Origin of the sequence: Thiomicrorhabdus sp. zzn3 (assembly GCF_029767755.1) — a bacterium.
Taxonomy (GTDB): Bacteria; Pseudomonadota; Gammaproteobacteria; order Thiomicrospirales; family Thiomicrospiraceae; genus Thiomicrorhabdus.
Map to the genome: position 1 here is coordinate 155,170 of NZ_JARUQS010000002.1, position 12,490 is coordinate 167,659.

13 protein-coding genes are annotated in these 12,490 nt (G+C 47.0%); 6 read left to right on the top strand and 7 right to left on the bottom strand.

The window, feature by feature from the left end; genetic code table 11:
- Nucleotides 1–243 precede the first annotated feature (243 nt).
- Both QCB44_RS08380 and QCB44_RS08385 read left to right on the top strand, forming a co-directional pair.
- The gene (locus QCB44_RS08380) at nucleotides 244–837 is read left to right on the top strand and encodes a hypothetical protein (protein WP_279409396.1); all 594 of its coding nucleotides are present in this window, start codon (nucleotides 244–246) and stop codon (nucleotides 835–837) included.
- Between the two features lie 116 nt (nucleotides 838–953).
- Nucleotides 954–3,287 (top strand): methyl-accepting chemotaxis protein, encoded by a 2,334-nt coding sequence (locus tag QCB44_RS08385; RefSeq protein WP_279409397.1) that lies wholly within the window; start codon nucleotides 954–956, stop codon nucleotides 3,285–3,287.
- A 4-nt stretch (nucleotides 3,288–3,291) separates the two neighbouring features.
- Here the strand turns inward: QCB44_RS08385 and QCB44_RS08390 are convergent, their stop codons facing one another.
- From QCB44_RS08390 to QCB44_RS08415, 6 genes are read right to left on the bottom strand one after another with little or no spacing between them, the layout of a single operon-like run.
- The gene (locus tag QCB44_RS08390) at nucleotides 3,292–3,744 is read right to left on the bottom strand and encodes a group II truncated hemoglobin (RefSeq protein ID WP_279409398.1); all 453 of its coding nucleotides are present in this window, start codon (nucleotides 3,742–3,744) and stop codon (nucleotides 3,292–3,294) included.
- Nucleotides 3,745–3,765: 21 nt separating this feature from the next.
- A complete protein-coding gene (locus tag QCB44_RS08395; protein ID WP_279409400.1) occupies nucleotides 3,766–4,068 on the bottom strand; it encodes a hypothetical protein in 303 nt (100 codons plus the stop codon).
- Nucleotides 4,069–4,101: 33 nt separating this feature from the next.
- Nucleotides 4,102–4,293: a hypothetical protein gene (locus QCB44_RS08400; RefSeq protein WP_279409401.1), complete on the bottom strand. Its 192-nt coding sequence runs from the start codon at nucleotides 4,291–4,293 to the stop codon at nucleotides 4,102–4,104.
- Nucleotides 4,294–4,307: 14 nt separating this feature from the next.
- Nucleotides 4,308–5,150 (bottom strand): NADPH-dependent 7-cyano-7-deazaguanine reductase QueF, encoded by an 843-nt coding sequence (queF, locus tag QCB44_RS08405; protein WP_279409402.1) that lies wholly within the window; start codon nucleotides 5,148–5,150, stop codon nucleotides 4,308–4,310.
- 17 nt (nucleotides 5,151–5,167) lie between these two features.
- Complete coding sequence (locus tag QCB44_RS08410; RefSeq protein WP_279409404.1) at nucleotides 5,168–5,569, bottom strand: hypothetical protein; 402 nt, start codon at nucleotides 5,567–5,569, stop codon at nucleotides 5,168–5,170.
- A gap of 25 nt (nucleotides 5,570–5,594) precedes the next feature.
- On the bottom strand, nucleotides 5,595–6,137 hold the full coding sequence (locus tag QCB44_RS08415; protein WP_279409405.1) for a hypothetical protein: 543 nt from the start codon (nucleotides 6,135–6,137) through the stop codon (nucleotides 5,595–5,597).
- Between the two features lie 216 nt (nucleotides 6,138–6,353).
- Between QCB44_RS08415 and QCB44_RS08420 the strand changes: the two genes are divergently transcribed.
- From QCB44_RS08420 to QCB44_RS08435, 4 genes are all read left to right on the top strand, one after another.
- Nucleotides 6,354–7,952 (top strand): Na/Pi symporter, encoded by a 1,599-nt coding sequence (locus QCB44_RS08420; RefSeq protein ID WP_279409406.1) that lies wholly within the window; start codon nucleotides 6,354–6,356, stop codon nucleotides 7,950–7,952.
- Between the two features lie 99 nt (nucleotides 7,953–8,051).
- The gene (locus QCB44_RS08425) at nucleotides 8,052–8,252 is read left to right on the top strand and encodes a hypothetical protein (protein WP_279409407.1); all 201 of its coding nucleotides are present in this window, start codon (nucleotides 8,052–8,054) and stop codon (nucleotides 8,250–8,252) included.
- Nucleotides 8,253–8,401: 149 nt separating this feature from the next.
- Nucleotides 8,402–10,501, top strand: coding sequence for a TonB-dependent receptor (locus tag QCB44_RS08430; protein ID WP_279409408.1), 2,100 nt, complete (start codon nucleotides 8,402–8,404; stop codon nucleotides 10,499–10,501).
- A gap of 11 nt (nucleotides 10,502–10,512) precedes the next feature.
- Nucleotides 10,513–11,892: a 4Fe-4S binding protein gene (locus QCB44_RS08435; protein ID WP_279409409.1), complete on the top strand. Its 1,380-nt coding sequence runs from the start codon at nucleotides 10,513–10,515 to the stop codon at nucleotides 11,890–11,892.
- Nucleotides 11,893–11,960: 68 nt separating this feature from the next.
- Here QCB44_RS08435 and QCB44_RS08440 read toward each other — a convergent pair whose 3' ends face one another.
- Nucleotides 11,961–12,317, bottom strand: a complete 357-nt coding sequence (locus QCB44_RS08440; protein ID WP_279409411.1) for a hypothetical protein — start codon at nucleotides 12,315–12,317, stop codon at nucleotides 11,961–11,963.
- Nucleotides 12,318–12,490 lie beyond the last annotated feature (173 nt).

The following is a 12,490-nucleotide window of genomic DNA, read 5'->3' on the forward strand; positions in this document are numbered from 1 at the left end:
GTGGCTTTATTCCGCACTGTAAGAAAACTCGTCCAGCGTTTGGCCACATCTTACAAACAAACCTTCAGACTTTCTCAAAACTCTTTCTGCCTGATCGGGCTGTTTTGTCGTTAAAAAGGTTCTAAAATAGCGGTATATTTTAGCACAATGCAAATCGATTCAACCAGTTATCCGTTACCACCTCAATGGCAACCCTGTCGAAGAGAAGATCCTACTTCGATATCAATCAACAAGGAGATCGCCATGATTCGATTTATGTTAAAAAACAAATCCTTACCAATACTCCTAACCGGCTTGATGGGTGTGTTAGGCGGTTGTGCACTCAGTGCGCCTAAGCACCTGATGGATGTGCAACCGGGGGAACATTTTTACCTAAATCAACCTATTACTATTCCGACTGGCAAGACACGACAATTCATTCAATTTGGTGAACTCAGCGGCAGCCACTTTGATCATAGTGAGCCGCATTGTCGCATTGAGATGTACCAAATGAAAGCACACGACACGGTCATTCGACCGCAAAAATTCGCCATTTCTCGAGTGCAGCTTGGGGAAGAGGAGATCGCACTGAACCGTCAAAGCGTTCAGTTAGCCGCCAATGAATATGGCAGCTACCCAAACAATCAACTGGTTTTAGCTTATGACCAACAGCGTCCAGAAACCATGGATCTGGTTCATATGTATCTGAAATCGGAAAGCCAACCTAATGTCTATCGCCTGACGTGTGCTGGGGCATTGAGTGATGGCAACTTGATGGATGCACCAAGAAGCTATCGACCACAAAGGAAGAAAATCAATCAAATTCTTGGAAGAATTGGCAATATACGTGCCAATTAGATAAGCATTAGATGAAATAAGTATCTCTTACTGATTAATAAATATAATCGCTGAACGCTCTCTCTAAATTGTAATAGACTGATTTTGATATAAAAATCAGCTGTCGAGGAGAGAGCATGCATTCGCTTAAATCCCGTTTTTCCCTTGTCCTAACTGTTGTTGTCTTAAGCTTGGGCAGCTTAATGTTCGCCATCAATTCTGCTTTAGAAAAAATACAACAGCTCGAAAACACCTCAACGCTCTCCCAGCAAATCCATAATCACCTTCTGGAATTACGCAAAGAGGAAAAAGATTTTCTCATCCGTAAAGAAAGCAAATACATCGATCAGTTCAATGCGATCTTTGCCGAAGCACAAAAACGCATCGAACAACTCTCAGCGAGTTTAACCGCAATCAACCAAAATACTGTCCAAGTCACGTCATTGACTTCGGCATTGGCACAATATCAACAACGCTTTATCGCTCTTGCTGATTTACAAAAAACTATAGGGTTAACCCCTAAGGACGGGCTTTATGGCAGCTTACGAAATTCAGTACATCGTGCGGAGGCTCTTTTAAAAGACAGCCATCAAATTCACCTGACCGCAGACATGCTCATGTTACGCCGCAACGAAAAAGACTTTATGCTGCGTTTCGCAGAAAAATACCGCGACAAATTCCTTAAAAACTATATTAAATTTGAACAAAACCTCGCCCAAAGCAATTTGAACGACCCGCAACAAAAGGCTGTAAAAGCAGCGATGGAAAAATATAAACATGATTTCCTTGCTTTATATGAAGCCGAATACCAAAAAGGGCTGGATGAAACCATGGGATTGCGAGGCCAAATGCGTTCCGCTATTCATGCCACAGACGAACCGCTCAAAGCCTTGCAGGAGCAAATAAACTCTTTTCTCGAAAAACAACATAAAAGCATTGGGTTTACATTATGGAGCATTGCTGCTTTGGCGGTTTTAGCAATGATTTTAATCTTGCTGCAAACCACCTTTAAAGTTTTGAAGGGGGTATCGCTGCTAACCAAGGGAATAAAACACACTCAGGAAACCGGTGATTTTAACCATACAATCCAACATACTCTCAAAGATGAATTTGGAGAAATTGCCAATACATACAATGGTTTACTCGGTAAGATTTCCAATGAAATGAATCACATAAACCACATCATCAATGCCATTGCGCAAGGTGAATTCAAGCAACGTATCACTCAGCAATACACTGGAGACTTTGAAAAACTTTGTCTCAACTTAAACCAGGCGGTTTCCAGTGTTGACCATACGATGAATGCGCTAGAAGAAATTATGAATGCACTGGAAAACGGTCAATTCAATGTACGCATGAACCCAAAGGTTAAAGGTTCGTTAAAAGCCAAGGTTGACCACTCCATGCAATTTCTAGAATCCGCTCATGAAGAAATTCAGTTGGTCATGAAACATGTTTCGCAAGGGGAATTCGATAAACGTATCCAAAGTGAACTTCCAGGGGATCTTGAGGACCTTAAAAACACAATTAACCATTCTGTAAACGAAGTGGATATGGCATTTAGTCAGATCAGCCAGTACGCTGATTCAATTGCTTCTAATGACCTGACTCATGCCATCCAAGGCGAATTTCAGGGAACCGTCCAAAAGGTTCAAAATGATCTTAATCATGCATTAAACACTCTTTCCACAACCATATCCAAGGTAAATGCCACGGCAATCGCTGTAGAAGAAGGAGCGATTCTGGTGTCTAAAACCAGCCGAGATCTATCTAAACGCACTCAACAAGAAGGGTCTTCTCTGGAACAAACGGCCGCAGCAATTGAAGAGATGACCAGTAGCGTCACTCAGGCATCCGAAAATGCAAAACAGGCCAATCTACTGAGTAATAGCGCCAAACAAGAAGCAAGAAAAGGCGAAACCGTAATGCACTCAACAATTGAGTCAATGCAAGAGATTCAAGACTCCAGCAATAAGATTGAAGAGATCGTCACCCTAATCGACAGCATTGCTTTTCAAACCAACCTCTTAGCGCTAAACGCTGCCGTAGAAGCGGCCCGTGCTGGTGAGCAAGGGCGGGGATTTGCTGTTGTTGCCGGTGAAGTCAGGTCGTTGGCAAGTAAATCTTCCGAAGCCGCTCAAGACATCAAACTCCTGATTGAAGAAGTCACCTTCAAGGTTCACAAGGGGTCAGAGCTCGCCGAACAGTCAGGCAGGGCATTTGGCGTCATTACCGAATCCATCGATAAGGTCGTTGAAATTGTCGAGGAGATTTCGATATCCAGTAGCGAGCAGGCAAAAGGCATCCAAGAAGTAAATCAGGCAATGAGCAGCATGGAAGTCATTGCCCAACAAAATGCCGAGATGGTTGAAAATTCAGCAAATAATTCTGTTGAACTTAAACAAGATGCGGAGTACCTAAAACAATTGGTTAATAGCTTTATCATCTCGAAAAAACTGACACAGGCCTAAAATCTTAAACCGAATCGGCCGCCCCCTGCTCCTTACCAGAAGCACTCATTTCACGGATCCATTCTGCGGGACGGCTGAGTTGATGCAAAAGGTAATTTTGGAGAGCCTGAGGGTAATTCAATTGTCGTAAGGCAAATTCCATACATAACAGCCAAGCATCACGCTCCGCTTCATCAATTTCAAGATGTGCATGCGCCATCGGTATATTGATTGAGCCATATTTTTCGGCATAAATTGTCGGTCCGTTCATCCAGCCCGATAAAAAATGCACCAACTTATCTTTGGAACGGGTCAAATCCGCCGGATGCATCTCGCGAATTCGCTTGGCCTGTGGAAGCATCGACATGGCCTCATAAAAGGCGTCTACCAATCTGACTAAACCGTCATATCCTCCTACGGCCTGATAAGTGGCATCCCCAATGCCATAGGATAAAGTATCGGCTGAATGATCGGCCACAATCAACTCCTGTCTGAGAGGTTAAGTCGGACGTTTACCATTTGGGTTGGGGCGCATGGTCAAAAGCTCTTCCACTTCATGCTGAGAATAACCTCGATCAAACGCAAATTGCGCAAGCTGCTGAGCTCTGGACTGCAAATCGGCAGGATCGGTGCCGTTTTCAATCGCTTCTTCCAAGCACTCCGACAGCAGATCAATGGTGCCCGCTTCACTCTCATCAGGATCCGGGCCCTGGTCTTGCAAACGCTGCAAATTTCGGTCAAAGCACTCCAAAAGCTGGCGAGCCTTGAGGGTATATTTAATATTGATGATTTCATGTTCCATGCGGATTCACCCTCCGTCTTATTATGATTAGGCTTAACGCCTAATGGTTTGCTTCTTTCTCAAGCGGTAACTGGGGGTATGCTGGTACAGATGATCCCAGCCTTCGTCCTCGTCCATGCTACTTATCGAAGCGTCACTCTCCTTTTCAGCAGGCCTGTTGGTTTGCTCATCCCTGATCCATTCATAACCAAACCAACCAAACACCAGATTAAGTAGACGAATCATCCATCACGCTCCGGTTACTGGCGCACGGTGCGGGAAATATCAAATTCGTCCTCGAAATTCGAGCGGTAAGGGTTGATGTCCAAACCACCACGACGGACATAGCGCGCATACACGGTCAGGTTAACGGTCTGGCAATGCTTCATCAAATCGGTAAAGATGCGCTCAACACACTGCTCGTGAAATTCATTGTGTTCGCGGAACGAAATCAGATACCGCAACAGCGCTTCACGGTCAATTTTTGGCCCCCGGTAATGGATCACCACCGATCCCCAGTCGGGTTGACCGGTGACTAAACAGTTGGACTTCAGCAAATGGCTGTTCAGGGTTTCTTCCACCACCTCGGCTTCTTCTTCATTGCGCAATAATTCGGGAGTGACCTGATAATCACTGACCTCAATGTCCAAATCATCCAGATTGATCCCCGGCAATCGGCCAATGAGGGTTTCATCTTCATCCAATGAGCGCAACTCTACGGCAACCTCGCCCCCGCAGGCCCTGGAAAGGTCACGCATCCAAGTTTCTTCCACCTGTTGCTGCGATTCAAAACGGGTGCCGTTAAACGAATTCAGATAGAGCTTAAACGATTTAGATTCGATCAAATTCGGCGAATCGGCAGGAAAGGCAAATTCGGCAATTGCCACCACTGGCTTGCCTTTGGCATTCAGCCAGGAAACCTCAAAAGCGGTCCAAATATCCAGTCCCTGAAACGGCAAACTGCTCTGATCAAAACCGAGTTCATCGCGCTTTTCCTGGCGTGGAACCGGAAACAGAATACTCGGATCATAGGAGGCGCAGTACGGCGTGCTCTGTCCGAGCAGGCTTTTCTCAGCGGTAGACGCTGTGGTTTTGGTTTTCAAGCTGTCCCCCATCTCCATTAACCCGCAACATCAAAGTTGCGCAAAGCCGTTCTAAAAGCGTTAAACGGGTTTAACAACGCATCGGCAATGATAATCGCGTAACCGATCCAATGGTAAAAGTTAGGCTGTTGACCTTCTACAAACCACAAATAACTGAGCAGGCCTGTGGCTAAAATGACCGTCAGCACCGCCCAGAACTGATCCAACAGAAAGGCCGCGGCACTGACATCACCTGACTTAAACATCTCAATAAACAGAATGGCAAACGCCACCCCGATGAAAACATAACCGGCCGAGCCTTCAAGATTGAGCTGAAAATACTCTGCGGCAATCAGAAACAGCACAATAAACAGCATCCAAGGCAGTTTTCCCAAAGTCGATAGGGTGGAGGATGAAGAGACAGAAACATTAGAGCCCATAATTTTCTCCTGATAGCGTCTGCGATTAAAATTCGTTGGTGACCCGCAATGGGTTGCCTAACTGTTCTAACGCCTGATTAATACGTTGTTTAAAATAATATGGAAAATAGTCATAAGCACCAGAATTTTCCATACGAATTCCCATGGGTTCGCCTTCATGGTCGACAAAAACCAGCTTGGGAAAGGTAGTGACATTATACAGTGCCGCCATTTCCTGTGGCGGGACGCTTTGACCCTCAAAATCAAGCACCGTCTCTTTACTGTCGGCCTGGAGTTCGACAATGCGAATAAACCCATCGGTCAGATCGTTACCGACAAGCGGCAATAGGGCGTTCTCTTCAAAACGCTGACAGGGCCCGCAGCGCAGCCGACTGAAATAGATCACAACTGGTAAATTCTGCGCTTTGGCTTGTTGTCCGACGTCCTGAAAATTCTCCACCCTGGGCATTTCAGCACGCACCGGCACAGCCATTAACCACAACATCAAACCGATTAAAGCGCCGCTTTTGACCAGGCCTGTCAAGATGAAATCCATCCAACCTGGGCGCACATTCTTAGCCGTTTTCATTGACTGCTTTCCTTCAGTTTTAGGCTTCCGATGTGACCAATACACACCGTAGCGCCACGCTATTTAAATTCATCATACCGTAAACCGGTGACAGGATGCATCTTGGTGAGCTCGCAAATCATTCGTCGCGAGCTTGATTCACCTGAAACGCAAATTCGCTATAATCAAATCACACAACGACACTGACTCTATCCATTTCATCGAACGGAAGCCGACATGAACGAATTCAACGCGCTAATGCTTGGCGCAGGAGGCTTAGGGCTTTTCCTGCTCGGCATGGTGCTGATGACCGATAGTCTGAAAAAACTAGCAGGCGACCGTTTGCGCAGCGTGCTGTTTGAATTTACCAAAACTCCCTCTACCGGCGCGCTGAGCGGAGCCCTGGCCACCGCCGTGGTGCAATCCTCCAGCGCCACCACGCTTGCTGCAGTCGGCTTTGTCGGGGCGGGTTTGATGAGTTTTAGCAATGCCCTGGGGATTATTTTCGGCGCCAATATCGGCACCACCATTACCGGCTGGATGGTGGCCCTGCTTGGATTTAAATTTTCGATCGGTTCCATCGCTTCCTTGCTGGTACTTGGCGGCATTTTGCTTAAACTGTTTGCCCGCTACCCATGGAGTCAAACCGGTATGGCCCTTGCCGGATTCGGCTTGCTGTTTGTCGGCATCGATACGTTGCAAACTGCAATGGCAGGATTGGTCGATGTGGTCAACTTCAGCCAATTGCCCGCCAACAATCTAACAGGCCTGCTCAAATTAATGTTGATCGGTCTGGTGTTTACTACCATCACCCAGTCGTCCAGCGCCGGGGTCGCCTTGACGCTGACCGCGCTGTTTAACGGCTTAATCGAATTTGAGCAAGCCGCCGCACTGGTGATTGGCATGGATGTCGGCACTACGATCAAATCGCTCATGGCGGTGATTGGCGGCAACGTCGGGGCAAGACGAACCGGCCTGTCGCACGTCGTTTACAATCTGATCACCGCCGTATTCGCACTGCTGCTGATCACCCCCTATACTCAGGCGGTCAACGCGCTGTCTCCTTCGGCCCTGACGGACAATGCGGAAATCGCCCTGGTTGGCTTCCACAGCCTGTTTAACTTGCTTGGCGTCATCCTGATTCTGCCGTTTACCGAACAATTCGCGCGCTTGATTAAAAGACTGATCCCGGAAACACGCAGTGCTCATACCCGACGTTTAGAAACCGGCCTGCTGGCCGAACCGGAACTGGCACTGAATGCGATTCAGAGCACCTTAATGGATTTACATAATGCATTGCTCAAAGAACTGCGTCAGCTCATGCAGCAACCCACCGCCCCAACCTTCGGGCGTCAATTGCCGCAGCTTCAACAGGAATTGGATGAAACCCGGAACTATATCGATCATATCCACCTCATCCACTCCTCCACCCAACAATGGAAGCGTTTGATTTCCATGATTCACACCCTGGATCACCTGCAACGCCTGCATGAACGCTGTGAGGAAGAAGGCGACCGTGCCGAAGCGTCAAAGCGCTTTCCGATTTTGAGTAAATTCACGCTGCGCCTAACCAGCGATCTCGAAGCCCTGCAACAAGCTATCCGCGAAAATAAATGGCATGAAGCCGTCAAATTGGCGCGGACACTTCATCACTTTCTCCAACAGGATTCAGAGGGTTATCGGCATAAATTGGTTCAACAGATGGGGGAAGGTAAGTTGGATGCAGAACAGTGGCGGGATGCATTAGAGGCCATTCGCTGGATGCAACGGGTCAGCAAACACCTGTATCGCATCAGTTACCATATGGAGAAAATGCTGCTTGCTAGTGGCAAATAAAACACGGTCAATAAGGTGTTTGCTCAAAGTTAATGTCTTGCAAGCGTCACGCTCAACGGACCTGTGTAAAGTATAATAGCCGAAAAGGTAGGAAACACGATGCTAACAACTCTGATTTACGGAATGATTGTAACCGCTCTAGCTCTGGGGCTCTTGTGGGGCGGCTTCAAGGTGTTACAAAAACGCCCGACATTCAGCCAAGCACTGAATACCCGCAATGCCAATAAACGTATGCTGCAACTGACCCTGCTGATCTATTTCATTGGCGTGGTGGTCACCATTACCTTAATGGCGATTTAACAAAAAACCAGTCAGCCCATTACTTTTATCTATGCCATATAAAACCAATCTGGGCAATTAACGCTTTCTCAATAGTTTCTTAAAGCCTTCTCAATAAACCCTCTCACAGGGCCCCCTATAATTTCCCCATTTTTTATCAGGGGAATACCATGCAACGCCAAAAACGGTCGGCTGCCATTCTGGTCGCACTCTTCATCCAATCCGGTTCATCGTTTGCTGAAGAAAGCAACACTTCAACGCTTGACAGCATCAGTATCACCGCCACAAAGCTAGAGCGGGAAAGTAAATCGGTTCCGCAAAGCGTGTCCGTGGTGGACGAAGCCGATATTGAGCGAGAAAACCCAATCAATATTAACGACGTGATTGACGCCATTCCCGGAGTTCAGGCCATTTCTAAAAACAACGGTTACGACTCTAGACTCATTATCCGGGGCGCCGGTTTAAAAGCTCCATATGGGGTGCGGGAAATCATGGTCATCCGTGACGGTGTTCCGATGACCGATCCGGACAGCTTTACCCGGTTCGATATGATTGATATTGATGACATGGAAGGCGTTGAAATCTACAAAGGCCCCGGTTCGATCTACGCCAGCAATGCAACCGGTGGTGTGGTATTTATCAAGTCGAAATCCGTATTTGATGACCAGCAAGACCGCATTAAACTGGGTATCGGTTCCTTTAACAGCCTCAGCTTCAACGCCAAAAAATCCCTGAATGCCGGCGAGAACGATAGTTTTGCCATCAATCTTTCCCGCCGTCAGTCGAATAACGATTGGCGAGACTGGAATGAATTCGATACCACTCAATTCAGCTTAAAACATGGACACTTCTTTGAAGATGATTCCGTTCTGGAAACCGAAATTGCCTACACCGAAGCCAACTTGCAACTCCCGCAGTCTTTGAGTGCCGATGAATTTGAGGCCTATAAAAACTCGGGGGAAACCACCAATACCAATGGGGATTGGCAGAAAAGCGGTCGCTATTCCACGATGTTGTTTATGAATAGCCGTTATGAAACGACTTTAGGCGCCTATACCTTCAAACCTCAGGTCTATTTTACTCAATGGGGCCACTTTCACCCGGTAACCGGGATGATTAATGACGCTCAAGACAATAAGGTCATTGGCACCGATCTCGCCTGGAACCGCAAACACACTCTGTTTGGCAACAGTGCTGAATTTCTTTTTGGCTTGACGGCCCGTACCGACATTCGTGAAAACGGTAAAAAATATACCTATGAAGATATGGATCCGGACACAGGAGTCGTCTTGTCTGATGATAAAGGGGACTTGGCACAGACAGAAGACAGCCAAAGCACGATCTTAGGTGCCTATATTCAGGACAGCTTTTCTCCTTCTGAAAACCTACTGATCGATATGGGCTTGCGCTATGACCAAGTAGACATGTCTATTGATGGCACGCAAATCCTCGCCTACAACTGGGGCAGCGGCAGCTACATTCCAGGGTCAGGCGATTACAGCTATGATGAAACCTATCACCTGTTTTCTCCGAAGATCGGCTTGACTTACGCATTAAACGATAGCCTAAACGTCTATGGGTTGATCGCTTCTTCTAACCAGGCGCCAACCGAGAGCGAAATGCAGGCCACCCGTGACAACGCGCCAGAAGTGGACCTAAATGCGTCAACAGCCACCAACTTCGAAATCGGGCTTAAACACCGAAGTAAAGCTTGGTCAGCCGATTTGGCTGTCTACTTCACCAAACTGCACGATGAAATCGTCAAGGTGGAAAACGGCTATGCCGATTACTATGAAAATGCCGGGGAAACCGACAAGAAAGGCATTGAACTGACTGCCGCTTACCAACTAAATTCGCAGTGGGGAGTCGGCTTCAGCGGATCTAAGACCGAATACCGCTATGTGGATTACCTCAGTGGAGACAGTGACTATTCGGGAAACCTGCTGCGTTTTTCACCTGAATACCAATACAGCCTGTTTGCTGATTGGCATAAAGGAGCTTACCGTGCTCGACTTGAGACGATCGGCGTGGGTGAATATTACATGGATGATGCCAATAGCGAAAAATACAGCGGCTATGCCGGGGTGACAAATCTTACCATGGGATACGCACGCAATGGCCATCAGCTCGCCTTGAGCGTTCACAATATTGGCGACCAACGTTATGCCAGTGAAGTATCCAAAACCGCCAGTAGCTGGGGGCCAGACAGCTACTACTACACACCGGGCGCGCCAAGAACCCTTAAACTGAGTTACCAATACAAATACTAGGAGTCAAACGAATGAAACAAGTTGAGAAAACACGCTCGGCTTCGGATTTACTTGGCTGGCCAGTGATAGGATGGTTTTTCAGTAACAGTAAGCTCATGATGGCCGCACGCCTTCTGGTTCTAACCATGCTGATTACCGCCATCTATTTTGGATTGGTTTATCCGACAGAAGAGATCAACCCGTATACCGGCGCCCTGTTCTGGTCTCTTTTCTGGCCATTTTTCCTGATTCTCAGCATGGCCACACTGGGAACGGTATTCTGTGGCGTTTGTCCGCACAGCTTTGTCGGTAAATATCTGAATCGAATCGGACCGAAAAAACCCTTGCCGGCCTGGTTAAAAAACCGCTGGATTGGATTCGGGTTACTGCTGCTGGCGTACTGGATACCTATTTACATTTTTCCGGATGTCCTAAAAACCCCTTGGGTCAGTGCCTTGTTCTTTTTGGTATTAACCTTAGTCGCCTGGAGTCTATTTTATCTCTATCGCAACATGGCTTATTGCAGTTCCATTTGCCCGATTGGAACCGTTACCAGTGCCTTCAGTAAGGTCGGATTTGTCCAACTTAAAACCGATCAGAACCACTGCCAGAGCTGCCGCAGTTTTGACTGCACCAAAGCATGTGAATGGAATTTGAGACCTTATTTTTTCGAGAAGAAAAATTCGATGGGCGACTGTACCTTGTGTATGGATTGCTCACAAGCGTGCAATGCGGTTGAGTTGAAACTGACCTCGCCGTCGACTCAACTCTGGAAACCCAGCAGCGCCAAAGAGCCAATGAATGTCTGGGTCTACGTTTGGCTACTGGCCGTCATATCAATCACGATGCGTTTTCATCACTCTCTCGGACACTCATCGATTAAAGAGCAACTGCCTTGGGTTCAGGCTGGACAATGGCTAGAATCACTGGTTTCAGTCCCCCTCTTAGATTGGGTGGGGGTGATGGCCTTGTCTATGGCTGTTCTCTCTACCTTTGCCATCGTTTGGGGCAGTTTTACCATCAGTGCGAAATTGCTTAATATGTCCTTTAGTGATTTCTTTCAGTCTGTAGGCCAATTTATGGCTCCGTTAATGTTAATTGGCGCTTTGAGCCATATTGGAAGCTTTTTCTTCTTACACTATGCATCCGATTTAATGAATGCGTGGTATTGGCTGATCGGATCATCCATAACCGTTTCACCTTTGGCTACCTTTCGGGATGGCTGGATACACTTGTTTGGATTGTTCAATTACATTGCTGTAATTTGGGCCCTGTTCGTACTCTATAAACGACTCAGTCTATTGAATTTGAATGGTTGGAAACGCGTACAGATCTGGATCATCAGCGGTGGAATTGTCTGGTTTTACCTGCTTCTAGTGGTCTTCAGAGCGATGATTCCGCATGGCCATTAAGTCTCAATAACCGCCATTAATCTTTTTCCCCACCCCGGATGGAATCCGGTTAGGGGAAAGAGCGATTGTTAACGCTGTTTACCTGAGCCCATGCCATTCCCCATACCGTTGCCCATGCCACTTCCAGGGCGACTGCCCTGATTATATTGTTGATTCAGACGGCCACGCTCTGCAGGTGGTTCATCCGGAAGTGCAATCCCCTTTTGCTGGGCACGAATTTTCATCTGCTGGTGATGTTCATAACGAATGCGTTCACGCTCTTCCAGCGTTTTTGCCGAACGCATTTTGTCACGATGTGCTTGAATCTCTTGCTGAGTCATGAGTTGCTGCCCATAAATAGGGGGAGCCTCATCGGCCAGCACCGCAGCCGGTAAAACCAACATTAAACTCAAAATACCGTTTTTTAATAACTTAGATCCTAACATTTCGACCTCCTTGACAATGAATAGATCCGCTCGGGCCACTTAGAGACTGTGCTTCCGACTTATAGGCATCGTAAGCCCTATAAACCTGAGAAGATAATGAAAAAATTCTATTTTCGATCCAGCAAGATAAAATGTACTGATAATGCCGTAATGACTGCTGACACAAGGTTTTC